Annotated in this window: 30 protein-coding genes and 1 pseudogene; 16 read left to right on the forward strand and 15 right to left on the reverse strand. The window is 72.2% G+C overall.

All coding sequences use genetic code 11. The features are described from left to right. Positions 1 to 140: 140 nt before the first annotated feature. On the forward strand, positions 141 to 815 hold the full coding sequence (locus GPZ80_RS01525) for a CBS domain-containing protein (protein ID WP_187217904.1): 675 nt from the start codon (positions 141 to 143) through the stop codon (positions 813 to 815). Between the two features lie 8 nt (positions 816 to 823). Further along, a complete protein-coding gene (locus GPZ80_RS01530) occupies positions 824 to 1,078 on the forward strand; it encodes a PLD nuclease N-terminal domain-containing protein (protein WP_187217905.1) in 255 nt (84 codons plus the stop codon). A 60-nt stretch (positions 1,079 to 1,138) separates the two neighbouring features. Here the strand turns inward: GPZ80_RS01530 and GPZ80_RS01535 are convergent, their stop codons facing one another. The 4 genes from GPZ80_RS01535 to GPZ80_RS01550 form a co-directional block, all read right to left on the reverse strand. Beyond that, entirely contained in the window at positions 1,139 to 2,158 is a 1,020-nt protein-coding gene (locus GPZ80_RS01535) for an Acg family FMN-binding oxidoreductase (RefSeq protein ID WP_187217906.1), read from the reverse strand. Beyond that, positions 2,155 to 2,658, reverse strand: coding sequence for a flavodoxin domain-containing protein (locus GPZ80_RS01540; protein WP_187217907.1), 504 nt, complete (start codon positions 2,656 to 2,658; stop codon positions 2,155 to 2,157). Before GPZ80_RS01540 ends, GPZ80_RS01535 begins: the two co-directional genes overlap by 4 nt. Before the next feature lie 67 nt (positions 2,659 to 2,725). After that, positions 2,726 to 3,190 carry a universal stress protein gene (locus tag GPZ80_RS01545; protein WP_246476633.1) on the reverse strand — a complete coding sequence of 155 codons (465 nt, stop codon included), beginning with the start codon at positions 3,188 to 3,190 and terminating at the stop codon, positions 2,726 to 2,728. Then, positions 3,187 to 4,128 carry a GerMN domain-containing protein gene (locus GPZ80_RS01550; protein WP_187217908.1) on the reverse strand — a complete coding sequence of 314 codons (942 nt, stop codon included), beginning with the start codon at positions 4,126 to 4,128 and terminating at the stop codon, positions 3,187 to 3,189. Before GPZ80_RS01550 ends, GPZ80_RS01545 begins: the two co-directional genes overlap by 4 nt. 269 nt (positions 4,129 to 4,397) lie before the next feature. On the opposite strand from GPZ80_RS01550, the pseudogene GPZ80_RS01555 reads away from it, so the two are divergent. After that, positions 4,398 to 4,603, forward strand: a pseudogene (locus tag GPZ80_RS01555) (ATP-binding cassette domain-containing protein); the annotation flags it as partial. Positions 4,604 to 4,878: 275 nt separating this feature from the next. On the opposite strand, the gene GPZ80_RS01560 reads toward GPZ80_RS01555, so the two are convergent. Together GPZ80_RS01560 and GPZ80_RS01565 are read right to left on the reverse strand one after the other, a co-directional pair. Then, the gene (locus GPZ80_RS01560; protein ID WP_187217909.1) at positions 4,879 to 5,340 is read right to left on the reverse strand and encodes a GyrI-like domain-containing protein; all 462 of its coding nucleotides are present in this window, start codon (positions 5,338 to 5,340) and stop codon (positions 4,879 to 4,881) included. Positions 5,341 to 5,361: 21 nt separating this feature from the next. After that, complete coding sequence (locus tag GPZ80_RS01565) at positions 5,362 to 6,351, reverse strand: Acg family FMN-binding oxidoreductase (protein ID WP_187217910.1); 990 nt, start codon at positions 6,349 to 6,351, stop codon at positions 5,362 to 5,364. A gap of 162 nt (positions 6,352 to 6,513) precedes the next feature. Here GPZ80_RS01565 and GPZ80_RS01570 point away from each other — a divergent pair, with 162 nt between their 5' ends. Both GPZ80_RS01570 and GPZ80_RS01575 read left to right on the forward strand, forming a co-directional pair. Beyond that, positions 6,514 to 6,795 (forward strand): DUF1918 domain-containing protein, encoded by a 282-nt coding sequence (locus GPZ80_RS01570; RefSeq protein WP_187217911.1) that lies wholly within the window; start codon positions 6,514 to 6,516, stop codon positions 6,793 to 6,795. After that, positions 6,795 to 7,253: a universal stress protein gene (locus tag GPZ80_RS01575; RefSeq protein WP_187217912.1), complete on the forward strand. Its 459-nt coding sequence runs from the start codon at positions 6,795 to 6,797 to the stop codon at positions 7,251 to 7,253. Before GPZ80_RS01570 ends, GPZ80_RS01575 begins: the two co-directional genes overlap by 1 nt. A gap of 56 nt (positions 7,254 to 7,309) precedes the next feature. Here the strand turns inward: GPZ80_RS01575 and GPZ80_RS01580 are convergent, their stop codons facing one another. After that, positions 7,310 to 7,738, reverse strand: coding sequence for a universal stress protein (locus tag GPZ80_RS01580; protein ID WP_187217913.1), 429 nt, complete (start codon positions 7,736 to 7,738; stop codon positions 7,310 to 7,312). Positions 7,739 to 7,900: 162 nt separating this feature from the next. Between GPZ80_RS01580 and GPZ80_RS01585 the strand changes: the two genes are divergently transcribed. Further along, on the forward strand, positions 7,901 to 8,899 hold the full coding sequence (locus GPZ80_RS01585) for a zinc-binding alcohol dehydrogenase family protein (protein ID WP_187217914.1): 999 nt from the start codon (positions 7,901 to 7,903) through the stop codon (positions 8,897 to 8,899). 45 nt (positions 8,900 to 8,944) lie between these two features. On the opposite strand, the gene fbp is transcribed toward GPZ80_RS01585, so the two are convergent. The 3 genes from fbp to GPZ80_RS01600 form a co-directional block, all read right to left on the reverse strand. Then, positions 8,945 to 10,066: a fructose-1,6-bisphosphate aldolase/phosphatase gene (fbp, locus tag GPZ80_RS01590; RefSeq protein ID WP_187217916.1), complete on the reverse strand. Its 1,122-nt coding sequence runs from the start codon at positions 10,064 to 10,066 to the stop codon at positions 8,945 to 8,947. Then, positions 10,063 to 11,442, reverse strand: coding sequence for a wax ester/triacylglycerol synthase family O-acyltransferase (locus GPZ80_RS01595; protein WP_187217917.1), 1,380 nt, complete (start codon positions 11,440 to 11,442; stop codon positions 10,063 to 10,065). The genes fbp and GPZ80_RS01595 overlap by 4 nt, the downstream gene beginning before the upstream one ends. Positions 11,443 to 11,670: 228 nt before the next feature. After that, positions 11,671 to 12,429 (reverse strand): SDR family NAD(P)-dependent oxidoreductase, encoded by a 759-nt coding sequence (locus tag GPZ80_RS01600; protein WP_187217919.1) that lies wholly within the window; start codon positions 12,427 to 12,429, stop codon positions 11,671 to 11,673. A gap of 128 nt (positions 12,430 to 12,557) precedes the next feature. On the opposite strand from GPZ80_RS01600, the gene acsA reads away from it, so the two are divergent. From acsA to GPZ80_RS01625, 5 genes are read left to right on the forward strand one after another with little or no spacing between them, the layout of a single operon-like run. After that, positions 12,558 to 14,339 carry an acetate--CoA ligase gene (acsA, locus tag GPZ80_RS01605; RefSeq protein WP_187217920.1) on the forward strand — a complete coding sequence of 594 codons (1,782 nt, stop codon included), beginning with the start codon at positions 12,558 to 12,560 and terminating at the stop codon, positions 14,337 to 14,339. Then, on the forward strand, positions 14,339 to 15,310 hold the full coding sequence (gene pdhA, locus GPZ80_RS01610; protein WP_187217922.1) for a pyruvate dehydrogenase (acetyl-transferring) E1 component subunit alpha: 972 nt from the start codon (positions 14,339 to 14,341) through the stop codon (positions 15,308 to 15,310). Before acsA ends, pdhA begins: the two co-directional genes overlap by 1 nt. After that, entirely contained in the window at positions 15,307 to 16,284 is a 978-nt protein-coding gene (locus GPZ80_RS01615; protein ID WP_187217923.1) for an alpha-ketoacid dehydrogenase subunit beta, read from the forward strand. The genes pdhA and GPZ80_RS01615 overlap by 4 nt, the downstream gene beginning before the upstream one ends. 1 nt (position 16,285) lies before the next feature. Continuing rightward, complete coding sequence (locus tag GPZ80_RS01620; protein WP_187217925.1) at positions 16,286 to 17,671, forward strand: dihydrolipoamide acetyltransferase family protein; 1,386 nt, start codon at positions 16,286 to 16,288, stop codon at positions 17,669 to 17,671. Next, complete coding sequence (locus GPZ80_RS01625) at positions 17,668 to 17,925, forward strand: acyl carrier protein (protein ID WP_187217927.1); 258 nt, start codon at positions 17,668 to 17,670, stop codon at positions 17,923 to 17,925. The genes GPZ80_RS01620 and GPZ80_RS01625 overlap by 4 nt, the downstream gene beginning before the upstream one ends. 123 nt (positions 17,926 to 18,048) lie before the next feature. On the opposite strand, the gene GPZ80_RS01630 is transcribed toward GPZ80_RS01625, so the two are convergent. Together GPZ80_RS01630 and GPZ80_RS01635 are read right to left on the reverse strand one after the other, a co-directional pair. Next, positions 18,049 to 18,579, reverse strand: coding sequence for a flavodoxin domain-containing protein (locus tag GPZ80_RS01630; protein ID WP_187217929.1), 531 nt, complete (start codon positions 18,577 to 18,579; stop codon positions 18,049 to 18,051). Between the two features lie 14 nt (positions 18,580 to 18,593). After that, on the reverse strand, positions 18,594 to 19,529 hold the full coding sequence (locus GPZ80_RS01635) for a DUF2157 domain-containing protein (protein ID WP_187217931.1): 936 nt from the start codon (positions 19,527 to 19,529) through the stop codon (positions 18,594 to 18,596). A 156-nt stretch (positions 19,530 to 19,685) separates the two neighbouring features. On the opposite strand from GPZ80_RS01635, the gene GPZ80_RS01640 reads away from it, so the two are divergent. Beyond that, positions 19,686 to 20,099, forward strand: coding sequence for a CBS domain-containing protein (locus GPZ80_RS01640; protein WP_187217933.1), 414 nt, complete (start codon positions 19,686 to 19,688; stop codon positions 20,097 to 20,099). Here the strand turns inward: GPZ80_RS01640 and GPZ80_RS01645 are convergent. Then, complete coding sequence (locus tag GPZ80_RS01645; protein WP_187217935.1) at positions 20,096 to 21,247, reverse strand: site-2 protease family protein; 1,152 nt, start codon at positions 21,245 to 21,247, stop codon at positions 20,096 to 20,098. The two genes, GPZ80_RS01640 and GPZ80_RS01645, sit on opposite strands and share 4 nt — an antisense overlap. Then, positions 21,244 to 22,251: a type I glyceraldehyde-3-phosphate dehydrogenase gene (gap, locus tag GPZ80_RS01650; RefSeq protein ID WP_187217936.1), complete on the reverse strand. Its 1,008-nt coding sequence runs from the start codon at positions 22,249 to 22,251 to the stop codon at positions 21,244 to 21,246. The genes GPZ80_RS01645 and gap overlap by 4 nt, the downstream gene beginning before the upstream one ends. A 158-nt stretch (positions 22,252 to 22,409) precedes the next feature. On the opposite strand from gap, the gene GPZ80_RS01655 reads away from it, so the two are divergent. Genes GPZ80_RS01655 through GPZ80_RS01665 form a run of 3 tightly spaced genes read left to right on the forward strand, consistent with a single transcriptional unit; the run spans position 22,410 to position 24,794 of the window. After that, on the forward strand, positions 22,410 to 23,672 hold the full coding sequence (locus GPZ80_RS01655; RefSeq protein ID WP_187217938.1) for an NAD(P)/FAD-dependent oxidoreductase: 1,263 nt from the start codon (positions 22,410 to 22,412) through the stop codon (positions 23,670 to 23,672). Between the two features lie 17 nt (positions 23,673 to 23,689). Further along, positions 23,690 to 24,046 (forward strand): DUF5655 domain-containing protein, encoded by a 357-nt coding sequence (locus GPZ80_RS01660; RefSeq protein ID WP_222718745.1) that lies wholly within the window; start codon positions 23,690 to 23,692, stop codon positions 24,044 to 24,046. 19 nt (positions 24,047 to 24,065) lie between these two features. Continuing rightward, complete coding sequence (locus GPZ80_RS01665; protein ID WP_187217940.1) at positions 24,066 to 24,794, forward strand: dienelactone hydrolase family protein; 729 nt, start codon at positions 24,066 to 24,068, stop codon at positions 24,792 to 24,794. 13 nt (positions 24,795 to 24,807) lie between these two features. Here the strand turns inward: GPZ80_RS01665 and GPZ80_RS01670 are convergent, their stop codons facing one another. Further along, positions 24,808 to 25,743 (reverse strand): polysaccharide deacetylase family protein, encoded by a 936-nt coding sequence (locus GPZ80_RS01670; protein WP_187217941.1) that lies wholly within the window; start codon positions 25,741 to 25,743, stop codon positions 24,808 to 24,810. A gap of 211 nt (positions 25,744 to 25,954) precedes the next feature. On the opposite strand from GPZ80_RS01670, the gene GPZ80_RS01675 reads away from it, so the two are divergent. Next, positions 25,955 to 26,158, forward strand: coding sequence for a hypothetical protein (locus GPZ80_RS01675; protein WP_187217942.1), 204 nt, complete (start codon positions 25,955 to 25,957; stop codon positions 26,156 to 26,158).

A 26,158-nucleotide genomic window follows, 5' to 3' on the forward strand; every position in this document is an offset into this window, starting at 1 on the left:
GCAGGCGGGGACCAACGGCGCGGCGAGGGCCCTGGTGAACCGGGACCTTCGGCCGCCGTCGGCGGGGACTGCTGCTCTGCCGCCAAGTCGGGACGACGGGTTGTCTGGAGGGGAGAAACCGAACGACACGGGAGGCGGACATGCCCGAACTGAAGGTGGCGGCCGTGATGGCGAAGAAGGTGGTCGCGGTCGACCCCGGCACACCGGTCAAGGACGTGATCTTGACCCTCGCGCGCAATGCGATCAGCGCCGTGCCGGTGCTCGACGAGCAGTTGCGGCCGCTCGGGGTCGTGTCCGAGGCCGACGCGCTGGCCAAGCGCGAATACCACGCGGGAACCGACGACCCGCCGCCCTGGTATGCCCGCCGTGGGCGCAAAGCGCGGTGGCTCAAGGCGAAGGGCAGCACCGCGGCCGACATCATGACCTCGCCCGCGGTGACCGTCGGCGAGGATGAGCCGGTGACCGTCGCGGCCCGTCTGCTGGCAGAGAAGAAGCTGCGCAGGCTGTTCGTCGTGGACAAGACGGGCCGCGTCGTCGGGGTGCTCGCGCGCCGCGACGTTCTCGGCACGTTCCTGCGCGACGACGACGACATCCGCGCCGACATCGAGCGCCAGGTGCTGGCCAGGGGCATGTGGCTGATCCCGGGGACCGTGACCGTGAAGGTCCACGACGGCGTCGCCACCCTCTACGGGACGCTGGAGCACCGCAGCACCGCCGAGGTCGCCCGCGCCCTCACCGGGGCCGTCTCGGGGGTCGTGGGCGTGCGCAGCAACCTGCGCTACGAGATCGACGACGCGGTCAGCACCGGACTGTGAGGCGGGACATGACTCGCAAGAAGTGGAGTGACCTCAGGCCGGGGCAGCGCAGAGGGTTCATCGCGGCGAGTCTTGTCGAGTTCGCGCTCGCGGCCGCCGCGTGGACCGACCTGGCCCGCCGCACGCCGGAGCAGGTGCGTGGCCGCAAGCCGCTGTGGGCCGCGGCGATCGCGGTGAACTTCGTCGGCCCGATCGCCTACTTCTGCTGCGGCAGGCTGCCTGCTGAACGTGGGCGTGAGTCGGGTGGTGCGCGCGTTCTCTGAGCTGGACGTGGGAAGTGACCGGTGGGCCTACGCCCACCGGTCACTTCCGTTCGCGCGGATTCACCGATGTGCGCGGCAAGGCGCGGCGCCGGGCAGGAACGCGGTGACCTGCTCGGCCGGGCGGCGCCTGCTGCGGGGCAGGGTGGGGGCGGCGATCGGCGCCCAGCCGACCCGCAGCACGAGGTGGGGCACACCGGCCGAGTCGAGGACGTCCTCGTGGACGCTTTGCCTGCCGCCGGGAACTTCGACAACCTGTGACAAAGGGCAGGTGGCCAGCCCGAGATCGGTGGCGGCGAGCAGCATCGCGCTCGCGGCCTCACCGGCGCGCAGCCGCGACACCGGATCGTCCTGGGGGGTCGTCAGCACCAGCAGTTCCCCGCCGTCGAGCGCTGAGGGTTCCACAGTGGACTCGAGGAGGTCGCCGCGGGCGAAGGTGCGCATCCGCGTGTCGCCGTGGCAGCGTCTGCCCGCGGGGGCGCTCGCGCTCAGCACGCCCTCGGTGGCGGCGAGGCCGAGCCCGCTCCAGAGTGCCATCTCCATGTTGTAGGCGGGGTCGCTCTCCTGCTTGTCCGCCGCCAGTCCCATCGCCGTGGCGAGTCGGTGTCTGCGGATCGGGTCGGTGACCGGCACGGCGAGGACACCCTGCCGGGCGGCGTGCTCGACCAGCAGGTCCACATGTCCCTGGGGCACGGGCCACGACGAGTACCGGCGCCGGTCGGTGTGCCTGCCCGTGATCGCCGCCGCCAGCGCGACGTCCTCGTCGGACGGGTCGGCCGGGTGCAGCTCGATGGCCGCCAAATGGTCGGTGTCGGCCGGGTTGGGGATCCGGTGCACCCGGCTCGCCCAGCCCAGCGCCGCGAAGGCGACCCTGGCGTGGTGCAGGGTGGCGCCGCAGCTGAGGAGCAGGTCGTGCCCGTCGGGGTCGGTGACGTGCGCCTGCCGGGTCCAGTCGGCCATCAGGTGCAGCGACTGCCGCCCGATGAGCCAGCGCCACGGCTGGGTGTTGTGCACCGACGGGGCGCGGGTGGCCAGGGCCAGCGCGCCGTACATGGTCTCGGGGTCGGGCCGGTGGCGGCTCATCGGTGCTCCTCGCGGTCCCCGGTCAGGGCCGCGGCGAGGGTGCGGGCCCAGGCGAGGATCTCGTCCCAGTCGCGGGCGTCGCCCGGCATCCGCTTGGCCAGCAGCCGGTCGATCGGCCCGGTGGCGAGCTTCGGGTCCAGGCGCCCGCCGAACACGGTGGGCGGCGGTGCTCCGATGCGGCCCGCCCACTTCGCGGCGAACGGCGACGGGGTGATCGTCTCCGGTCGCTTGCCGATCCAGCCGCTCTCGAAGAGCCATACCCGGCGGGCGGCCAGACCTGGGGCGTTGCGCTTGACGAAGCGGGATGCCTCCGGGCGCCACCGGCCCGCGTAGACCGCGCTGCCCAGCACGACGGTGTCATAGCCTTTGAGCGTGGTCACACCGGCCACGTCACGCACGTCCGCCGAAACCCCCAGCTTCAACAGTTCCACGCCGATGGCGTCGGCGATTTCCTTGGTGGAGCCCATTTTGCTCGCGTATGCGATGAGTACCTGAGTCATGCGAACAGCGTCGCGCCGACACCGCGGCGGTGGCAGGGCAGTTGTTCCCGACCAGCGTCGACCTAAGTCACGCGGGCACCGTGACGACCGGGCAGCGGGCGTGGCGCAGGCAGTGTGCCCCGACGCTCCCGAGGACGAACTCGGCCAGTCGACTGTGCCTGGTCTTGCCGATCACCAGCATGGCCGCGGACTCGGCGAGCCTGGTGAGTTCGGCCCCGGGATCACCGTCGACGTGCAGTCTGCGGACTTCCGGGGCGCCCCAGACGCCCGCCCGGGCCGCCACGACCAGGTCGTAGAGGCGCGGGCTCGGACGGGCCTGTTCGAGCGGTGGCGCGGTGCCGTAGGGCATCGGGGTGAAGGCGGTGACGTGGGCGACGGTGACGGGGTAGCCGACTTCCACCGCGGTCACCGGCGCCCCGGTGGTGGCCGCGAGTTCCACCGCCCAGCGCAGGGCGGAGCGGCTCGCGGGTGAGCCGTCCACCCCGACCACGATCTCGTTGTTCGCCATTCGCGTGTGCCTCGGCGCGTTCATCGGGCGAGGTTGACGGGGATCTCGGCCACGACGACGCGGCTGCCATCCTTGGGCGAGGAGTACCAGGCGATGAGCTTTCCGGTGCCTGCCTGGGGCGCGGTGAAGCGCAGGGTGACGTCGAAGGTGCCGCGGGTGCCGGTGCCCGAGGTGGCCATGACCCGCCGGTCGGTGAGTGAGCGGCCCCCGGAGTCGACGATCTGGAGTTGGAAGACAGCTTCGAAGGTGTTCGCCGTGCCGTACACACGCAGGGGGCTGCGCGCGGTGGTGCCGATAGTCGGCGATTCGATCAGCACGGCGGGGGAGAGGTCTTCGTAGTCGGCCCGGGTCTGCGGGTGGTCGAGGATGATCCCCTCGCCGCCGAAGACCGTCACCGGGGCACCGTCGAGCCGGAAGTTCACCCGGTCGACCGTGGCGAACCGGGTCAGGGTGAACACGACCTGCGCGAGCCGCGCGGTCATCGACAGGGTGCCGCCGCCGGAGGCGAACGACCCGGACAGGTCCACGGTGGCGAGCCCGTCGCGCAGGGCGATGCCGCGCAGGGTCGTGCCCGCGGGGACCGCCGAGGTCAACCCGGCCTGCTGTTCGGCCGCTGTGGGCCCCTGCAGCAGCGCGCGCACCGCCGCCGAGGCGACCGCGGGTGTCTGGACCTGCCTGCGGGTGGCGATCAGCTTCTCCCCGCGCAGGAAATACACCGACACGCCCGCGGTGGCGGCCGGGGGCTGGGTTGTGGGGGCGGGTGCGCTGGTCGTCGGCGCCGCGCTCGGTGGTGTGGTCGTCGGTGTGGCGGGTGTCGTGCTGGTGCTCGGTCCGCTGCTCGCGGTGCTGGTGCCGGTGGGTGGGGTCGGTTGTGGTGTGCCGGGTTCGGAACGGCCGCATCCGGTCGCCGTGGCGACCGTGGCGAGGAGAACACCGAGAACGACGTGTCCGCGAATGGACATGGGAAGCCTCCATGGTCAGTTGAGGTGATCGCACACCGTCACCGGGTGGGCGCACAGTCGCCTAAGTCCCACCCGCCCAGTGCCCTTCGGCCGCGACAAGACCCGATGAGCCCTTCGGGTGCGGGTTCGGGGACCTGAGGACTTCCCGGCACGATCGCGAGTCCAACGTTCAAAACAACGAGTCCAACGTTCAGAACATCAACGGCGCCGGTCGTCGCCCAGCGTGAGGTGGGTTTCACCACCGGGTCGCGCCGGCGCAGCGTGGCGCCATGACTACTGCGATCCGGACGGAGTCACTGGTCAAAGTCTTCGGCCGCACCCACGCCCTCGACGGGATGGACCTTGAGGTCCGCACCGGTGAGGCCACGGGTTCCTCGGGCCGAACGGCGCCGGGAAGACCACCGCCCTGCGCGCGCTGCTCGGTCTGCTCCGGGTCGTCGGGGGACGGGCCACCGTCCTCGGTGCGGACCTGTGGGGTGGGCGCTGGTCGCGGTGATCGTGCTCAGCGACCTCGGCCCGCTGCTGGAGCTCGACCAGTGGGTCAGGACCTCTCGCCGTTCACCCACATCCCCTAACTCCCGGGCTCGGAGTGGACTGCCACACCGCTGCTCGGGTTGAGCGCCACCGCCGCGGTGATCAACGCGGCGGGCGTGGCCGGGTTCCGCCGCCGCGACCGCGGCTGATCACAAGCGGTGCACACAAGTCGGCGCCCGCCGGGAAGGCGGGCGCCGACTTGCGAGGGCCGGTCGCCTACGTGGCCACCGGGACGGACACCTCGGTGAGCAGGTCGTCCACACCCGCGGCCTGGTCCGGGCCGACGAGGTAGGTCTCCGTGGGCGGGCCCGCAGCGCGCCTGCCCGAGGCCCGGATCCACTCGTCGAGGGCCTGGTGCGCGGCGCCGATGTCGTCGTAGGCGCCGCGGTGCCGGGTCGTGGCGACGGTGGCGGCCTCCTGCCGGACCACCCCGGCGGTGTCGTCGGCCGTGCCCACGGGGACGGTGAAGTCCACGTCGATCGGCTGGTCCGGGCGGAACTCGCCGCGATAGGTGATGGCGGGCGGGCCGGTGATGGGCAGGTGGGCTCGGCCCGCCCGCTGGTACAGGTCCGCCATCGCCCCTGCGACGTCCTCGCCTATGGTCGCCGCGCGCAATGTGTGGCTCATCTTGAGCACCAGACGTGGCGGGGTGTCCTGAATCGAGATCTCATACGGCATGGTGGTCGTTCCCTTCGCAGATCAGAGGGGTGCGCTGATGTCGGCCACCGCGCGGCGCGCGCTGGCGGGCAGCGGCTCGGCGGAGGTGGGCGCCCACCCGACCCGCAGGACCAACTGGGGGATGGCGGCGCCGTCGAGGACGGTGTCGCGGATCAGGATGCGGCTGTCGGCGACCTCGATCCCCTGTGACAGCGGGCAAGTCGCCAACCCGAGCTCGGTCGCGGTCAGCAGCACCGCGCTCGCGGCCTCACCGGCGCGCAGCCGCGACAGCGCGTCGTCGCCGGGGGTGGCCAGCACGATGAGTTCAGCGGCGTCGGGCTCGTTGCGGCGCACCGGCGACTCACGCAGCTCGCCCCCGGTGAACGTGCGCATCCGGGTGTCGCCGTGGTGTTCGCTGCCCGCCGGTGCGGCGGCCGCGGGGACCCCGTCGGTGCTCACCCGGCTCCGGCCGCTCCACTGGGCGATCTCCGCGGCGTACTCGGGGTCGTGCTGCTGCCGCTCGGCGGCGAGTTCCATCGCCACCGCGAGCCGGTAACGGGTTTCCGTGTCGGCGACCGGGATCGCGAGGACACCCTCATGGGCCGCGCGCTCCACCAGCAGATCCATCAGCTCCGCGGGCACCGGCCACGACGAGTACGCGCGCCGGTCGGTGCGCCTGCGGGTGATCGCCGTGGCCAGGGCGACGTCCTCACGGGACGGCTCGGCCGGGACGAACTCCACGGCGGCCAGGTGATCGGGCGCCGCCGGGTTCGGGATGCGGTGCACCAGTGTGGCGTATCCCAGCGCGGCGAACGCGACCCGCAGGTGGTGTAGGGCGGCGCCGCAGCTGATGAGCAGGTCCCGGCCCTGCGGGTCGGTCGCGGGCACCTGGCGGGACCAGTCGGCCATCAGATGCACCGAGTCGTCCCCGATCAGCCAGCGCCACGGCTGCGAGTTGTGCACCGACGGCGCCCTGGCAGCCAGCTCGATCGCGTCGTTCACCGTGACGCGATCCAATTCCGGTGCGGTCATGGCCTTTCCCTTCACCAACATGGTTTGTGGTCACCTCCACTGTCGGTCGCGCGTGGGGTGCGGGCGAGAGACCGAGGTCCCGCGGCGGCGGGCCCAGATGCCCTGTCGACGACACGGCTCGGCAACGACCGTGATGGGTGAGACAGGACGGGAGGACCGCGCATGCACGCCGAACCTGGTGACTGGCTGGTCATCGAACGCTCCGACATCGAGCACCACGCCCGACGCGGCCGTATCGAGCAGGTCCGCGGCGCGGGCGGGACCCCGCCGTTCGTGGTGCGGTGGCTCGACACCGACCGCGTCGTGCTCGTGTTCCCCGGACCCGACGGGCATGTGGTCAGCGCGGCCGACCTCGCCGCCGCCGACGCCGCCGCGAACGCCCGCCTCACCCGCGTCCAGCGGGAAATCAGCGCACACCCAGCTCATCGGCCGGAGGAGTCATGATGCCGCAAGGACAGCACACCCAGACCATCGTGGTCGGCGTCGACGGGTCGCCGACCGCCGCCGCGGCCCTGTCGTGGGCGGTCGAGGAAGCCGCCCGGCGCGGCTGCCCGGTGCGCGCGGTGACCGCCGCCCCGCAGGACGCCCCCGGATACTTCGTCGAGGGTGTCGCCGAACAGATCGACACGGCGTCGCGGCGCCGACCGGGCGTCACCCTGTCCCACGTCTACCGCACCGGCGCGCCGGGGAGGGTCCTCGTGGACGACGCCGCCGACGCGGCGATGCTCGTGGTCGGCAGCCACGGTGTGAGCCGGATCGTGTCGGTGCTGCTCGGCTCGGTCACCGCGTACTGCGTGCGGTTCGCCCGCTGCCCCGTGGTCGTCGTGCCGAACATCATGGCCGTGCGCGAAACCGCCACTACTTCCATGGTGGAGTCGGCGCTGCCCGGGCCACTGCTGTAGCCGAGAAAGCTGTGGGCGGGACCCGCGTACGGGTCCCGCCCACAGCTGTGTGGGACTCAGTCGGCGGGGACGATCACCACCGGGCAGGTCGCGTGCCGCAGCAGGTCCGCGGCGAACGCCCCGACTCCGGTGGTGACGTTCGCCGCGTGCTGGTGGGCGCCGATGACCAGCAGGTCCGCGTCCTCGGCGACGCGGGCGAGCTCACGGCCGCGGTGCCCGGGCATCGCGGTGTCGACGACCGGTGGCGCGTCGTCGACTCGGGCGGCGGTCTCGGCCACCAAGTCGGCGAGTCGCTCGGTGTCGGTGTGCTCCCGCGGGCGCGGCGCACCGCCCATGCCCGCGGGTCGGGGAGCGGTCAACTCGACCGCCCGCACGACCGCGTGCCTGCCGCGCGCTTCCTCCATCGCCCATCGCAGGGCGGCGCGGCTGCGCGGCGACCCGTCGATGCCGACGACGATCCTGTGTTCACGGTTGGAAGTGTCCACGGCTGTGCTCCTGTCCGAGGGGGTCCGTCCAGTCCAGCGTGGCCGCCCGGGTCGGCCTGGGCGAAGGGCACTTGGTCCCGTGCGGCGCCGAAGATCTGCCCTGCCTGACCGGCGAAGGTCGTCTTATCGTCAGGTGGGACAGTCGACCGAGCGGAGAACAGGATGCGTGCCTGGCAGGTGCCGCTGCCGGGGCCGATGGCGACCGGGCCGCTGCGCCTGGGTGAGCTGCCGATCCCCGAGCCCGGCCCCGACGAGTTGCTCGTGCGGGTGCTGGCCTGCGGGGTGTGCCGCACCGATCTGCACGTCGCCGAGGGCGACCTGCCGGTGCACCGGGCCGCGGTCGTGCCCGGCCACGAGGTGGTCGGCGAGGTCGTCGGCACCGGGACCGGGGTCACCGGGTTCGCGGTGGGTGACCGGGTCGGGGTCGCGTGGCTGCGGCGCACCTGCGGGCGCTGCCGGTACTGCCTGCGCGGCCGGGAGAACCTGTGCCCGCTCTCGCGGTACACCGGGTGGGACGCCGACGGCGGGTACGCCGAATACACCACCGTGCCCGCCGATTTCGCGCTGCCGCTGCCCGCCGGGTACTCCGACACCGAACTCGCGCCGCTGCTGTGCGCGGGCGTCATCGGCTACCACGCGTTGCTGCGCGCCGAGCTGCCCGCGGGCGGGACCCTTGGGGTGTACGGGTTCGGCGCCAGCGCCCACCTCGCCGCCCAGGTCGCCCTGGCCGGGGGCGCGACGGTGCACGTGATGACCCGGGACGCCGCGGCCCGACGACTGGCGCTGAATCTGGGCGCCGCCTCGGTCCAGGGCGCCGCCGATCCGCCACCGGAACCACTCGACTCGGCGATCCTGTTCGCCCCGGCCGGAGAGCTGGTGCCGCCCGCCCTCGCCGCGCTCGATCGGGGCGGCACGCTGGCCGTCGCAGGCATCCACCTCAGCGACATCCCGTCGCTGAACTACCAGCGGCACCTGTTCCAGGAGCGGCAGCTCCGCAGCGTCACCTCGAACACCCGGGCCCAGGCCCGCGAATTCCTTGCCGTGGCCGAAGAACACCACCTGCGGGTGACCACGTCGCCCTACCGCCTCGACCAGGCCGACGCCGCGTTGACCGACCTCGCCGCCGACCGTGTCCACGGCGCCGCCGTTCTGGTGAACTGAAAGCCGTCGCCCCGGCGACACCCGCCGGGGCGACGGCCTGCTCGGCTACACGGGCGCGCGGGTCGCGGGCACCGGCGGCATCGGCTCCCACCGGTCGGCCATCTTCGCCTCCAGCGCGCTCATCGTCGTGTATTCCAGCTCGGACAGGGGCAGCCGGTGCGGCTCGAACGGGCCGTGCCCGCGGAAGTAGTCCATGGCCTCGTTGGCCTGCGAGCGGGCCCGGTCGAACGACGGGTCGGCGAACATGTCCCGCGGGCCGATGAGCTTGCCACCGGTGATCTGGAAGCCCAACGCCACGACCCGGGGCGGGCCGTCGAACCGGGCCGGGGTGGCCTGCGCCAGGCCCACCGGCATGATCGGGGCGTGGTGGGACCCGCGCATGCAGCCCGCCACCGCGTACGGGAACGAGAACGGCTCCAGGACCTCGCCCACCGCGGGCAGGCCCGACTGGCAGCGCACGATCATGACCGGGTCGTCCTTGCCGACGTAGCGCCCGGCGATCAGCGAGAGCCGCTGGGTGGAGGTGGCCGCAGCCGGGACGCCCAGCTTGATCGACTCGACGCTGTGCACCACGTACCGGGCGGGGGCGCCGATGAACATCAGCAGGTCGTAGCTGTCGCGCGGGGTGTCGAAGGTGATGCGCTTCTCCTCGTAGAGGTCGTAGACCTCGAAGCGGAACCCGTCGTGCATCTTCTCGTCGATCACCAGGCCCGCGGTGTTGAACGGGTCGGCGAACATCTTGTACAGCGGCAGGTTCCACGCCCCCGGCTCGGTCTTGTCGGCCAGGAAGCAGATCACCGGCTCGCTGGCGCGTTCGGTGAACTCCAGTTCGGCGTAGCCGGGTCCCATGCCGCGCAGGTTGCCGCTGAACGCGTCGGACAGCAGGTCCTGCCCGGCGCCGTAGAGCCCGAGCTGCTTGGCGATCTCGGTGGTGCGCAGGAACGTCTCCCACGCGAAGGTGTGCACCGGCTCCGCGTCGGGGCCGTGGTCGTGGGTCATGATCAGCGAGATGTCGTCGCCGCAGCGGCTGACCTTCCCGTCGATCAGCAGGCCTTGGGCGATGGCGGTCTCCACCGCGGTGGTCGCCGCGACGAGCATGTCGGGGTGGACCTCGCAGTGGCCGACGAATCCGCCGGTGTCGGCTTTGATGATGCTCAGGGTTGTCATCCGGATTCCTTTGCTGAGAAGGGGATGCCGAGCGGTCGCGTGGACGCGGCCAACTCGGCGATGGTGCGTTCGATGGTGCGGGTCAGCAGGTCGACCTCGGGGACGCTGTGCGCGTCGGTGGTCACCCCGAAGACCAGGCGGTCGCGGTAGGACAGCACCGCCACCCCGGTGCGCAGCCGCAAGGCGAGTGGGACGTAGGGCATCAGCTCCACGAGTTCGCTGCCCAGAAAGGACAGTGGGTTGCGTGGGCCGGGCACGTTCGTGGTGACCGTGATGATGTTGCGCTGCGGGAGCCTGGCGGCGATCCGGATGGCCGCGGAGATCGGCGCGAACGGGCCGTAGGCCGCCAGGTCGGTGACCGCGGTGCCCGCGTGGGTCTGGTCGCTCCTCTTGGCCGAGCCCAGCCGCGCACGCACCGCGTGCAGCGCCTCGACCGGGTCGGCGATGTCGACGGGCAGCAACGGCAGCAGCAGCGAGATCCGGTTGTCGAGGGTGTCCTCACCGGCGGCGCGCGTCGAGACCGGGACCAGGGTGCGCACCGCGCGCGCCGAAGGCGCCTGCCCTCGGCTGAGCAGCAGTTCACGCAGCGCCGCGCTGACCGCTGTGAGGACGACGTCGTTGACGGTGGCCCCGAAGTGCCTGCCGATCTCGGCGACCTGCGGCAGCGAGGCGCGGGCCACCCCGTAGCCGCGCCGCGACCCGAGCGGTCCGGTCAGCGGTGACGGATCGGCCGGGAGCGCCACGGCGGCGAGCGACACCAGGCCACGGGCCGCGGCGATCACCCTGCGCCCAGCCCGGACCGGGGAGCGGGCGGCACCGCACAGCACGCCGATGGGCTTGCGCGGGTCGACCGCCCGCAACAGCAGGCGCAGCGGCCCGCAGTGGCTCGACGCCGGCACCGTCGGTGGCCGGTCGCCGAGGGCGGTTTCGTAGAGGTGGCTGCCCGACACGCCGTCGGCGACACTGTGGTGCACCTTGGTCAGCAGCGCCCACCGGTTCCCCGCGAGGCCCTCGATGACCCATGATTCCCACAGCGGGTGGTCGCGGTCCATTCGCGACGACATGACCCGGCCGACCAGCTCGCACAGCTCGGCGTCGTCGCCCGGCGCGGGCAGCGCCGTGCGCCGCAGGTGGTTGTCGGGGTCGAAGTCCGGGTCGTCCACCCACACCGGTGCTGTCAGGTCGAGGGGTGTCCTGCGCACCTTCTGCGTGGTGTGCGGGACGGTTCGCATGGCGGCGAGGATGGCGGCCCGGGCCGCGGCGGGGTCGGGGGTGGGCCCAGCGAAGACCGCGACGGACCCGATGGCCAGTGCGGCGTGCGGGTCGGCGTCCTCCACGTCGAGGAACGCCGCGTCGAGTGGGCTCAGCTGCTCCACTGCTCTCCCTCGTTCCCGTCGAGATCGCACCGGCCCGAGAGGCGGAGACGCCCGCCGTGGGGGGCGACGGGACGGTCCGGGCGTGCGTGCCGCGGCACCACGCCGATCCGCTCTCGGGCCGGGGACCGGGATCAGATCCCGGTAGTGCCAACGCTTCGCCACCTAGCCGGTGCGCCACAGAGTCGATGGTCTCCATCGGACGGTGGCGGAGGTCTGTGCCGCCGGCGCCTACTTGGCGAGGAAGCCGCCGTCGATCGGGTAGTAGGTGCCGGTGGCGAAGGACGCCGCGTCGCTGGCCAGCCAGGTGACCAGTTCGGCGACCTCCTCGGGCGTGCCGATGCGCCCGAGCGCGTGCTGGCCCGCCATGGCTTGCAGGGTGGCCTCGTCGAGGCGGGCGGTCAGCAGCGGTGTCCGGATGAACGCCGGACCGACCGAGTTGACGCGGATGCCGTCGGCCGCGTGCTCCCAGGCCGCGACCTGGGTCATGCCCACCACGCCGTGCTTGGCCGCGGTGTAGGCGCTCGCGGTGGGGAAGCCGACCTGGCCGAGGATCGAGGCCATGTTCACGATCGACCCGCCGCCGTTGGCGCGCATGGCGCGGATCGCGGCGCGCTGGGTGAAGAACACCCCGTCGAGGTTGACCCCGATGACCTGGTGCCAGCCCTCGTCGGTGTAGTCGCCCGATGTGCTCGCCTCACCGCCGATTCCCGCGTTGCACACGGCGATGTCGACCCGGCCGAGGGTGCCGACCACATCGGCCATGGCCTGGTCCACCGCCGCGCTGTCGGCGACGTCGACGACGATCCCGTGGGTGCGGTGGCCGTAGCGGGCCAGTTCCTTGAGCGTGTCGTCGATGGCGTCCTGGTCGAGGTCCCAGATCGAGACGTCGGCGCCGGAGCGGGCCATGGTGTGCGCGCACGCCCGGCCGATACCGGATGCGCCGCCGGTGATGACGGCGACCTTGTCCCCGAGCTTGTAGTTGATCATGACAGTCCTTTCGTGGGTGTGCCTCCGACGATGCGAGACCTGATCCGCCGCGACGAGGGGCGACGGTCCCGGCCCAAGCGGGCCCTTGGCCCCTCGCGGTCCCGGGCCGCGCGCGGCTTGATGGGGTGGTGCAGCAGACAACGAGCAGCCACTGGGCGCCCATCACCAAGCCGCGCGACGTGCGAGAGCAGTCGAACCTGACCGACTACGCGCGGGCCTGCCGCGCGTTCGACTGGGGCGCCGCGCGTGCCGAACTGTCGGGTCTGCCCGGCGGGGGCCTCAACATCGCCTACGAGGCGGTGGACCGCCACGTCGCCGCGGGCCGGGGGGAGGTGACCGCGCTGCGCTGGATCGACCGGCACGACCAGGTCACCGACATCAGCTACGCCGACCTCGCCGAGCGGACCAACCGGTTCGCGAACCTGCTGCGGACACTGGGTGTCGGCCGCGGCGAGCGGGTGTTCACCCTGCTCGGGCGGGTCCCCGAGCTCTACGTCGCCGTGCTCGGCACGCTCAAGGCCGGGTGTGTGCTGGCCCCGCTGTTCTCGGCGTTCGGGCCCGAACCGATTCGCCAACGGATGCGGCTTGGCGGCGCCGCGGTGCTGGTGACCACCCCCGCGCTGTACTGGAAGAAGATCGCGCCGATCAAGGACGACCTGCCCGGGCTGCGCCACGTGCTGCTGGTCAACCCGGACCCGCTGCCCGGCGAGGCCACCCTGGCCGAACAGCTCGCCGGCAGCTCCCCGGACTTCACCGTCGAGCCCACGTCCCCGCAGGACATGGCCCTGCTGCACTTCACCAGCGGCACCACCGGCCAACCCAAAGCGGCCGTCCACGTCCATGAGGCCGTCGTCGCCCACCACAGCACCGCCAAACACGCGCTGGACCTGCGCGCGGGCGACGTCTTCTGGTGCACGGCCGATCCGGGGTGGGTGACCGGCATGTCCTACGGGATCATCGCCCCGCTGACCATCGGCGCCACCGTCGTCAGCGACGAGGGCGAGTTCGACACCCGCCGCTGGTACCGCGTGCTTTCCGAGCAGAAGGTGACGGTCTGGTACACCGCGCCGACCGCGCTGCGCATGCTCATGCGGCACAGCGCCGACATCGCGGGGGAGTACGACCTGTCCGCGCTGCGCTACGTCGCCAGCGTCGGCGAGCCGCTCAACCCCGAGGCCGTCATCTGGGGCCGCGACGTGCTCGGTCTGCCGGTGCACGACAACTGGTGGCAGACCGAGACCGGCGCGATCATGATCAGCAACTTCCGTGCCGAGGAGGTCCGGCCCGGATCGATGGGCCGCCCGCTGCCCGGCGTCACCGCCGCGGTGCTGCGCCGCGGGCCCGACGGGCGTGCCCAGATCACCCACGGCAAGGTTCGTGAGGTCGCCGAACCCGGTGAGGTCGGCGAACTGGCGTTGCGCCCCGGCTGGCCATCGATGTTCCGCGGCTACCTCGACGAGCCCGCCCGGTACGCGGCCTGCTTCGCCGACGGGTGGTACCTCACCGGCGACCTCGCCCGCCGCGACGCCGACGGCTACTACTGGTTCGTCGGCCGCGCCGACGACGTGATCAAGTCCGCGGGCCACCTCGTCGGCCCGTTCGAGGTGGAGAGCGCCCTGATGGCGCACCCGGCCGTGGCCGAGGCCGGTGTCATCGGCAAACCCGACCCGGTCGCCGGTGAACTCGTCAAGGCGTTCGTGTCGCTGCGCCCGGGATTCGAGCCGACCGAACAGCTGCGCGGGGAACTGCTCGCCTTCGGCAGGCGCGCGCTCGGCGCGGTCGCCCCCAAGGAGATCGCGTTCGACGACGCCCTGCCGCACACCCGCAGCGGCAAGGTCATGCGCAGGCTGCTCAAAGCCCGCGAACTCGGCACCCCCGAAGGTGATCTGTCCACACTGGAGAGTGCGTGATGACCACGGCCGACGCGAAGACCCGCCTGGAGCTGCTCACCACCATGCTCCGAGTGCGCCGATTCGAGGAGCGGTGCGTCGAGCTCTACAGCGCCGAGAAGATCCGCGGATTCATGCACCTGTGCATCGGCGAGGAAGCCGTGTCGGCCGGTGTGCTGCGCGCGCTGGGCCCCCTCGACGCGGTGGTCTCCACCTACCGTGAGCACGGCCACGCCCTGGCCCGCGGCCTGCCCATGGCCGCGGTGATGGCCGAGATGTTCGGCCGCGCCACCGGGGCCAGCCACGGCCGCGGTGGGTCGATGCACCTGTTCGACGGCGAGCGCCGCTTCTACGGGGGCAACGCGATCGTCGCAGGCGGGCTCCCGGTCGCTGTGGGCCTCGCGCTCGCCGACCGAATGCGAGACCGGCCCACGGTCACCGCGTGTCTGTTCGGCGACGGCGCCGTCGCCGAGGGCGAGTTCCACGAGTGCATGAACCTGGCCGCCCTGTGGCGGCTGCCGGTGCTGTTCTGCTGCGAAAACAACCGCTACGCCATGGGGACCGCGCTGGAACGCGAGCACGCCGTGACCGACCTCGCGCTGCGGGCGTCGTCCTACGGGATGCGCTCGTGGGCCGTGGACGGGATGGACGCCGAAGCGGTCGCCGACGTCGCCGCCCGCGCCGTCGACACGATCCGTGGCGGATCCGGGCCGTGCTTCCTGGAACTGAGCACCTACCGGTTCCGCGCGCACTCCATGTACGACTCCGACCGCTACCGCGACAAAGCCGAGATCGGCGCCTGGAAGCGGCGCGACCCGATCCCGGCGCTCACCGAACTGATGCGCGCGGCCGACCAGCTCACCGACGAGGACCTGGCGGGCATCGAGGCGACCATCGGTGAAGAGATCGACACCGCGGTCGCCGCCGCCGAACAGGCACCCGTCGAACCCGTCGCCGACCTGACCCGCTTCGTCTACTCGGAACGGACGTGACGACCGTGCGGACCACCTACCGTGAAGCCCTCCGCGAGGCGATGCGCTCGGCGATGCGCGAGGACGAGCGCGTGTTCCTCATGGGCGAGGACGTCGGCCGCTACGGCGGCTGCTACGCGGTCAGCCTCGGGCTGCTCGAGGAATTCGGACCCGACCGGATCCGTGACACCCCGCTCTCGGAGTCGGCGTTCGTCGGCGCGGGCATCGGCGCCGCCATCGCCGGGATGCGCCCGATCGTGGAGATCATGACCGTCAACTTCAGCCTGCTCGCGCTCGACCAGATCCTCAACAACGCGGCCACCCTGCTGCACATGTCCGGCGGGCAGATCGCGGTGCCCCTGGTGATCCGGATGACCACCGGGGCGGGCCGCCAGCTCGCCGCGCAGCACTCGCACAGCCTCGAAGGCTGGTACGCCCACATTCCCGGTCTGCGGGTCATCTCGCCGGCCACCGTCGCCGACGCCCGCGGGATGCTCGCCACGGCGCTGGCCGACCCCGACCCGGTGATCATGTTCGAGCACAACTCCCTGTACTCGGTGGAAGGCGAGCTGAGCGACGGCGGGCCCGTCGACATCGACACCGCCGCCGTGCGCCGACCCGGCACCGACGTCACCCTGATCAGCTACGGCGGCACCGTCGCCAAGGCGCTCGACGCCGCGGGCGAACTCGCCGACGCGGGCATCTCCGCCGAGGTGATCGACCTGCGCACCCTGCGGCCGCTCGACGAGCGCACCCTGCTCGAGTCGGTCGGCCGCACCCACCGCGCCGTCGTCGTCGACGAGGGCTGGCGCAGCGGCAGCCTCGCCGCCGAGATCGCCGCCCGCATCGCCGAACAGGCCTTCTACCAACTCGACGCCCCCGTGGCCCGCGTGTGCGCCGCGGAGGTGCCGGTTCCCTACGCCGCCCAGCTCGAACAGGCCGCGCTACCACAGGTCGCCGACATCGTCGCGGCCGTACGCGCGATGGTGGGCTGACATGGCCGAGTTCGTGATGCCGTCACTGGGCGCCGACATGGAATCGGGCACCGTCACCGAATGGCTCGTCAAACCCGGCGACCTGGTGCGCAAAGGCGACGTGGTCGCCGTCGTCGACACCGCCAAGGCCGCCGTCGAAGTCGAGTGCTTCCAGTCCGGTCGCGTCGACCGGCTGCTCGTGCCCGAAGGCCGGTCGGTGCCCGTCGGAACCCCACTCGCGGTGATCACGACCGACGAAGCCGCGGCACCGACCACACCTGGGCGCCCGGACGCGCCCGCACCGCCCGATTCCGCCGCCGCGCCGGTGCACACCGGTGACCAGGCGGCGACCACCCTTGAACCGCCCACGCGCCCCGCGACCCGACCCACCACGCCGATCGTGCGCCACCTCGCCAAAGAGGCAGGCCTCGACCTCGCCGCGCTGCACGGCACCGGCGCGGGCGGCGCGGTCACCCGCCACGACATCGAGCAGGCCACCCCGCACCCACCCCGCCCTGCCGAACGCCCGCAGACACCGCCCCATCCCCGGGGGCAGCAGGCGCCGAGGGTCTCGCCCTACGCCCGCAAGCTCGCCGCCGACCTGGGCGTCGACCTGGCCGCGCTGCACCCCGGCGACGGCCCCGTCACCGCGGCCGACATCCGGGCCGCGGCAGAACAGCAACCGGCGCAACGGCAACCGGCGCAACGGCAACCGGCGCAACGGCGCCCGGTCAAGGCGCGCGGCGTCGACAACCGCACCGCCATCGCGGCGCTCATGAGCCGGGCCAACCGCGACATCCCGCACTACCACCTGGCCACCACGGTCGACCTGGACCGCGCCCTCGCCTGGCTGCGCGAGCACAACAAGGCCCTGCCGGTCGCCGAGCGCGTCCTGCCCGCCGCGCTGCTGCTCAAGGCGACCGCGTTGGCCGCCGCCGCGGTGCCGGAACTCAACGGACACTGGGTCGACGGCGCCCTGCAACCATCATCCACAGTGGACCTGGGGATGGCTGTGGCGGTGCGCGGCGGCGGCCTGCTCGTGCCCGTCCTGCCCCAAGCCGACACGCTCCCGCTCGCGGAGATCATGCGCGGGCTGCGCGAGCAGGCCACGCGCGCCCGGTCCGGGCGGCCGCGGGCCTCCGACCTGGGCCAGGCGTCGATCACCGTGACCAACCTCGGCGATCTGGGCGTGGAGGTCGTCCACGGTGTGATCCACCCGCCACAGGTGGCCTTGGTCGGATTCGGCGCCGTAGTGGAACGGCCCTGGTCGGTCGACGGGCTGCTCGGCGTGCGCCCGGTGGTCACCGTGACCCTCGCCGCCGACCACCGGGCCACCGACGGCGCGGTCGGCGCCCGCTTCCTGCACATGATCGACAACAGTCTGCAAACACCCGAGGAGCTGCTATGACCAGATCCGCCACCGACAGCGCCGCCCGCGAGGCGGTGTCCGACGCGCTGCTCGCCATCGTGCCCGACGCCCCGATCGCCGAGCTGGCCGACGACACCGATCTGCGCGAGGCCCTGGAACTGGACTCGCTGGACTTCCTCGCCTTCGTCGAGCAGCTCAACACGCGCACCGGGATGCGCTTCGAAGAGGACGACTACAGCGGTCTGCGCACCATCGCGGGCTGCCTGCGGATGCTACGCCGCCCCGCCGGCTGACCGGGCGAGAAGGTGCGGGGCCGCCGCGACGGCAGCGGCCCCGGCGACGGGATTCGCCTCGGCCCGCCACTCCCATGGCGGTGGCGCCCAAGGTGTCCAGGCGCGCCGTGGCGTCGGCCGCTCTCAGCGTCGGGCAGCTGCCAGGGACTCGGCGATGTCGCGGGCCCAGGCGTCGATCGCGGCCCAGTCGCGGAAATCGCCGAACCGGCCACCCAGCCCCTTCCACACCAGCCGCGACAGCCGAGACGTGCTCGCCTCGTCCATCACCCCGGCGAAGAACCGGTAGCCGCGCGGACGCAGCGACCCGGTGACACCGGGCAGTTCCGCGCGCGCCTGCTGCCGGGCGAAGACCTTGGTGATCGGGCCGCGCTGGGTGCCGCGCAAACCGACGCTGAACAACCACAATGGACGCTGGGCGAGACTGCCCTGGTGGGTGCGGGTGTAGCCGACCGCGTCGGGAAGCCACGCCGCGCCGTTGACCGCGCTGCCCAGGATCACGACGTCGTAGTCGGCGGGGTCGGGCTGCTCGGTGACGCACCGGGCGTGGGCCGGGTGGCCCTGTTCGGTGAGGGTCGCCGCGATCCGCTCCGCCACACCCTTGGTCGATCCGGTGCCGGTGGCGTAGGCCACCAGCACCTGGGGCTTTCGTTCCATTGTGGAATCTCCTGTCAGTGTCGGACGCGCAGGCTCAGGGCGCCCATGACGAGCAGGACCGCCCCCGCGATGAGCACGATGGCGGCGCCGCCGACGGTGCCGCCCGTCCAGTCCCAGATGGCCTCGGGCACCGCGATGGTCACGCCCAGCACCCCGGCGGCGAGCAGCACGGGGGACCGGTGCAGCGGGTACGTCGCGAAACAGAGAACGGCGATGCCCGCGGTGAGCCCATAGGCCCACGGCTCCCAGCCCGACATGCCGAGCGGCTGCTGCGCGCCCAGCAGGGCGATGCCCGCCGCCACGGTGAACCCAGCCCAGGCCGGACGCACCGCGCCCGCCCAGGCCGACACACCCCAGCCAAGCCCCAACGCGATGAGCGCGCCCGCGTGATACCGGGAGTCCGCCGCGAGCAGGTCCACGATGACCTGCGACACCAGCGCGAAACCGCTGATCGCCGCCACCGCGATACCGGCCAGGGACGGCACGTACAGGTAGCCGCACAAGGCGAGCAGGAACGCGGCCCCCGCCGCCCACACACCTTCGTGGCCGGTGGCAATAGTCCCCGCGGTCAAGGCTCCCACCACCGCGCTCAACGCGAGCAGGACGCCGCTGACCCGGGTCCGCGCCGGGCTCACCCGACCGTGCGCCGCCAGAACTCCCGCGGACGCCAGGATCGTGAACGCCAGCGCCAGCACCGCGATCCGCCCGGGCCGGGTGAGGTCCTCCCAGGACGTGCCGACGAGCAGGCTGGCGCCCGCCAGCATCAGCGCACCGCCCAGATAGCCCAGGATCTCCGCGACCCGACGCGGCTCGGTGGCGGTCACCCGGCCGGCCCGCAGCGCCGCCAGGACGGCGTCGACCTGGACGTCGGTGAGCAGGCCGTCGGCGCCGAGCTTGCGCAGCGCGGCGTCCTGCTCTCGGGTCAGGGACTTGCTCGCGGTGCCCGCCATGTTGCTGCCTCCCCGGTCGTTTTGACGCAGCCTGATCGGCCCGGCCGCGGCGCGGGAGAGAACAAGGTCCCGTCCGGACAGGGAACACCTTCTCTGCCCCGGCCTGCCCGCCCGCGCTTGTCTGGACCCGGAACGCGAAGCGCGCGGGAGGCCGTGATGTGGGAACCGACCGTGGCAGCGGTGATGACTCAGCCGGTGGCCGCCGTGTGCCCTGGCACCCCGTACATCCGGGTGATCGCCGCCATGACGGCCCACGGCAGCTCGGTGCTGCCCCTGGTCGACATCACCGGCCGACTGCTCGGCGCGGTGTCCGAAGTAAGGTCCGAAGTAAGGTCCGAAGTGGAGCCCGGACCGAAGCGCTGGTTCGCTCGGCTGGCAAGCAAAACACGCAATCGCCGTGCCACGGCGCTGTCCTCGCTCGACCTGGCCACCGCCACCGCGCCCACCGTCCACGCCGACCACCCACTGGCCGACGCCCTGCGGAAGCTGGCCGAACCGGGCGTTCGCAGGCTCTTCGTCGTGGACAGCCGGGGCACCCTCGTCGGCGTGGTGTGCCGAAGCGATGTCTAGACGCTCCCCGCGCGCTTGCGCGGGTGCTCGCCGAGCCGGGCCAGTTCCAGCGTCCTGGTGATGTCGGTCGCGGTCAGCAGACCCACCAGCGTGTGGTCGCGCACCACCACGATCGCGTCCTCACCGGGACGCAACACCGCCCGCCGCGCCACGTCGGCCAGCGGCTCGTCCAGGCCCGCTGTGGCGCGGACGTCCAACGGCCGGGCGACCGACCGGACCGCCTCCGACGAGTTGACCCCCGATTTGCCCAGGTCGTGCAGGCTGACCAAGCCGATCGGCGCGCCACCGAAGTCCAGCACCGGGAACACCCGGTGCGCCACCCCCGCGCTCGCGACGTGTCTGGCGAACGCGTCCACCGTCCACCACCCGGGGGCGACCACGGGGTTCGCCGACATCGCGTCGGCCACGGTCGTCGTGCCCAACTGGGTGAGCACCGCTGACTGGGCGCGTTCGGCGGTAGCCGAGAGCGTGATGAACCAGCCGACCAGCGCCAGCCACAGCCCGCCGAGTGAACCGAGTGCGATCACCTCGAACACACCCAGGGCGATCAGCCCTGTCCCCAGGGCCCGGCCCACCGCGCAGGACGTCGCCACCGCCTTCGACCGGTCGCCCGATCGGTGCCACAGCCACGCCCGCAGCAGCCTGCCACCGTCGAGCGGGCTCGCCGGAAGCAGGTTGAACACGGCGAGGATCAGGTTGGCCGCGCCGAGCCAGACCAGGGCGGACACGACCAGACCCGTGCCCCCGCCGGTTTCGGCGGCGGCCGCGGCGGCCAGGAAGAACGCGCTCAGAACAGCGCTGGTCGCAGGCCCCGCCACGGCGACCAGCGCGTCCGCCTTCGGGGTGGACGGCTCGTCGTCGAGGGTCGCCGCCCCGCCGAGCATCCACAGGGTGATGCCTTTGACCCGTACGCCGAACCGCTTGGCCAGCCGCGCGTGCGCGAGTTCGTGGGCCACCAGGGACGCCAGGAACACGACCGCGACCACGCCAGCGCTCGCCCAGCGGGCGGCCGCGGGCGCGTCCGGCGCGGTCGTCGGCAGCACGTCCACCGCGAGCAGCCAGGCCAGCAACGCCACCGTCAGCAGCACCGACCAGTGCGCGCCGATCGGGATACCCGAGAACCGTCCCAAAGGGATGGTCGCCTTCATCGCGAACCGGCCATCAGCGCCACGAGTTCGACCGTGCGGTTGGCGTAGCCCCACTCGTTGTCGTACCAGCCGAACACCTTGACCAGGTTGTCGCTGACCCGGGTCAGCGACGCGTCGAACACGCACGAGGCCGGGTCGCCGATGATGTCGCGGGACACGATCGGGTCCTCGGTGTAGCGCAGGATCGACTTGAGATGGCCCTCGGCCGCCTCGGCGAACGCCTGGTTCACCTCGGCCGCGGTCACCGCCACGTCGAGTTCCACGCACAGGTCGGTCAGCGACCCGTCCTCGACCGGCACCCGCACCGCCACCCCGTCGAGCTTGCCGCGCAGCCGCGGCAGCACCTCGCCGACGGCCGCGGCCGCGCCGGTGCTGGTCGGGATGATGTTGACCGCCGCGGAGCGGGCCCGGCGCGCGTCCTTGTGCGGCGAGTCCAGCAGCGACTGGTCGTTGGTGTAGCTGTGGATCGTGGTCATCAGCCCGCGCCGCACCCCGAACGCGGCGTCGAGCACCGCCAGCATCGGCGCGAGGCAGTTCGTCGTGCACGATGCGTTGGACACCACGTGGTGCGCGTCCGGCCGGTAGGTGTCCTCGTTGACGCCGAGCACGATGGTCGCGTCGACCTGCTTGCCCGGCGCGGTGACCACCACCTTCGAGGCCCCGGCGCGCAGGTGCGCGGCGGCGGCGTCGCGGGTCCGGAAGCGGCCGCTGGCCTCGATCACCAGGTCCACGCCCAGCGCTCGCCACGGCAGCAGTTCCGGGTCCGGTTCCGCGCTGACCTGGATGACCCGGCCGTCGACGGAGATCCAGGTGTCGCCCGACCCGACCTCCGAGCCCCACGGCCCGTAGGTCGAGTCATAGCGCAGCAGATTCGCCAGCACGGCGGGGGCAGTCAGGTCGTTGATCGCGACCACCTGAATGTCGTCCTCGACGCGGTCGATGACCCGGCGCAGGATGTTCCTGCCCATCCGGCCGAATCCGTTGATGGCGACGTTCATCGTCATGTCATTGCCTCCCTGTCCCAGGACACCGATGCTGCGCGCGGCGTCCCGCCGGCCGGGAGGGTTCTTGTCCCCTTCGTCACGGGACGTTCGGCGCTGACCGGCGGCGCGTATGGCGACTTCGATCAGGAAGGGCGTGTCCCTCGACCCAAGGAGTTCCCATGGCCCCCGAACGTGTCGTCGTCCTCGGCGGCGGCTTCGCCGGGCTGGAGACGGCCTTCCAACTCGCCGCCCAGCTCACCGACGACCAGGTCGCCACCACCGTGGTGTCCGACCGCGACGACTTCCTGTTCAAGCCCAACACCATCTACCTGCCCTTCGGCGCCGCCGAGGCCCCGCTGCACATCCCACTGGCCAAAGCCATGGCGCGCAGGGACATCCGCCACCGGATCGGCACCGTGGAGGACGTCGACATCGCGGGCGGCCGGGTGCACCTGACCACGGGACTGCCACTGCACTACGACCGGCTGGTGATCGCCACCGGTGCGGCCATGGCGCCCGAGGAGATCCCGGGCCTCGCCGAGCACGCATACCAGATGTGGACCCCGGGGCAGCTGCATCGCCTCGGTGAGGCGCTGCAGTGGGTCGTGGCCGACGCCCGGCACGGCAGGCAACAGCGGGTGGTGTTCCTGGTGCCGCCCGGCAACAAGTGCGCGGGGCCGCTCTACGAACTCGCCTTCATGCTCGACACCTGGCTGCGCCGTCGCGACGTCCGCCACCAGGTCGAAGTGGCGTTGCGCACCTACGAGCACACGTTCATCCAGGCGTTCGGCCCGCGGCTGCACGAGGTGGTCACCGACGAGTTCGCCGACCGCGGCATCGACGGCCGCACCGGTGCGGCCGTGACCAAGGTGGGGGAGTCGGAACTGCTCTTCGACGACGGCACCGAGGAGTCTTACGACCTGCTCGTCACGTTCCCGCCGTATGTCGCGTCCGTGCGCTACGAGGGATTGGCCGCCGACGACCGCGGATTCCTCACCTGCGACCCGGCGAGCCGCGCGCTCGTCGACCACCCCGAGATCTTCGCGCCCGGTGACGCGGGCGACTTCCCCGTCAAACAGGCGTTCCTGGCGTTCCTGCAGGCCGACGCCGCCGCCGGGGTGATCGCCGCGGAGATCCGCGGCACCGCGCCCGCCGACGCGTTCACCCCGACCAGCATGTGCGTGATGGAGATGTTCGACAAAGCCACCTTCGCGCAGGTGCCGCTCATCGCGACCGGCGACCCGTCGGCCCCGGTCGCGGTCGACCAGGACCAGGCCGATGCCTACCGGGTCGGTACCAGCCCCATCTGGCGGCTGGGCAAGAAGGCCCTCGGCGTGTACCTGCCGATGCGGTTCCGCCGCGGCCTGCCGTTCCACTCGGGCCAAGGCTGGCGGGCGATGGAGCTGGCGCTGCGCGTCGGCGCACGGACACTGGCCCGCTGATCAGCCACCATGGAGGCATGACGCTCGAGGAGTTCCTCGCGGGCAGGCCGTTCGCGGCGGCGGTGTTCCAGCGCACCTGCTCGATCGTCGCCGCGTTCGGCCCGTTCACCGTGCGTGTCAGCCGCAGCCAACTCGCCTTCCGCCGCTCGCGGGGATTCGCCTATCTGTGGCTGCCCGGCCGCTACCTCGCGAAACCGGGCGCCGAGGTGGTGCTGTCGATCGCACTGAGCCGACAGGTCGACTCCGAGCGGTTCAAGGAGGTGGTGAATCCCGCGCCCGGGCACTGGATGCACCACCTCGAGATCCACGACCTCGCCGACCTCGACGACGAGGTCGGCGCCTGGTTACGCGAGGCGGCCGAGACCGCGAACTGAATCGGAAGGACGGATCGCCATGACGGACCTGCAGGTCAAGACCCCACTGGGGCTCATGCCCGCCTACCTCGCGGTGCCCACTTCGGACCCACCCTGGCCGGGCGTGGTCGTGGTGCACGACGTCACCGGGATGACCACCGATCTGCGCGCCCAGGCCGACTGGCTGGCGGGGGAGGGGTTCCTGGCGATCGCCCCCGACCTGTACTACTGGGGAAGTCGCCTGGGCTGCCTGCGCACGATCATGGGCGACCTGGGCAGGCGGCGGGGCCGGACCTTCGACGACATCAAAGCCGCCCAGGACTGGGTTGTCGACCACCCGGACTGCACCGGCACCACCGGTGTCATCGGGTTCTGCATGGGCGGCGGCTACGCGATCGCCCTGGCCCCGGGCAACGGCTACTCCGCCGCCTCGGTCAACTACGGCGGATGCCCCACCGACGCCGAGACCTGGCTCGGCGAGGCCTGCCCGATCGTGGGCAGCTTCGGCGGCGCGGACCGGTCGCCGCTGGGCCGATCGGCGGGTGTGCGGATGGAGCGGGTGCTCACCGATCTCGGTGTGGAGCACGATGTGAAGATCTACCCCGGCGTCGGCCACGGGTTCATGAACGACCACGACCCCGCGGATACGACTCCCATGCTGCGACTGCTGGCCCGCATTTCCGGCACCCGCTACGACCCGGACGCCACGGCGGACGCCCGCCGCCGCGTCATCGCGTTCTTCGACAAGCACCTTCGAACCCGAGAGTGATCCCCGGACCGGGTCAGCCGAGGGCGGCCTGCATCGTCACGAACCCGTATCCCCTGGCGCGCAGCGCGTCGATCATCCCGGGCAGCGCGTCGGCGTCCAAAGTGGACTTGTCCTCGGGGTTGGAGCCGATGTGCATCAACACGATCTCGCCGGGCCGCAGCGCGTTCAGGGTCCGCTCAGTCACCTGGGCGGCGGTGATCCCGCCACTGGTTCCCTTCCAGCCCAGGGTGTCGACCGTCCAGCGGACCGGGACATAGCCCGCCGCGTTGACCGCCGCGATGGTCTGGGCGTCGCGGTCGCCGAACGGGAACCGGAACCACGGGCGCGGGTCGGCTCCCGCGGCCCGGATCGCCCGCTCGGCCCGAGCCAGCTCGTCGGCGACCGCCGCGTCGGACATCCCGCGCAGGTGCTGGTGGGTCATGGAGTGGTTGCCCACCCGGTGCCCGCCCGCCGCGATCGACCTGACCCCGGCCGGGTTCGACTGCGCCCACGTGCCGGTCAGGAAGAACGTGGCGGGCACCTGCTTGGCCGAGAGCGTGGCCAGGATCTTGGGCAGGCCCGCCGAGTTCGCGCCCGCGTCGAAGGTCAGTGCGACGACCTTGCGGGAGGTGGGCAGCACCGTGAGGTCCTGCCCGCGCAGCGCGGCGGGAAACGGCGGGGCCTTCGTCGTCGGCGCCATCGAGGTGGTGGGCTTCGGTGACGGACGTGTGGTCGACGTCGCGGTGGCGCTTGAGGTCGCGGGCGCCGTCGAGGTGGCGGGCGCCGAAGTCGTCGTCGCGGTCGTCTCCGTGGTGGTCGTGGTCGTTGGGGTGGCCGAAGCGCCCGGCTCGGCCACGTCCGGTTCGTCGCCGCCTCGGGTGAGCACCACCGACAGCACGGCGACCAACAACACCACCAGCGCGCTCGCTCCCACCGCGACCAGGCGGTGCGTCCTCAGCCACGTGATCATCTGTCGCTCCCTTTCGCGGATGGTCCCACCGAAAGCAGACCTCGCGTGGGAGCGCGCCCGGCAGCCGCGAAAGACACCACCCCGAGGGACCAAGGTCCGACACCGCGATCAAAGCTCCGTTGGTCCCGGAGACCACCGCCTTTCGACTCTCCGCCAGGGTCGCCGCGGCGACTGTCCTGGAGAGACGACAACCCTCGGGAAGGGCACCGCCATGAACCGAAACGCCACCATCCTTGCGACCGCGCTCGTCGCCGCCACCCTCACCGCGCTGGGCGGCGGAACCGCGCAGGCGGACACCGGCCAGGAGTTCGGCCACCACGTGTCGACCTGCGCTCAGACAATGGGGTTCCACGCCGGGCACAACCCGGGCACGCACCAGGGGTACGCCGGCTGGAACGGCCACCACTGCCACTGA

This window comes from Actinokineospora xionganensis, from assembly GCF_014323725.1.
GTDB classification, from domain to species: Bacteria; Actinomycetota; Actinomycetes; order Mycobacteriales; family Pseudonocardiaceae; genus Actinokineospora; species Actinokineospora xionganensis.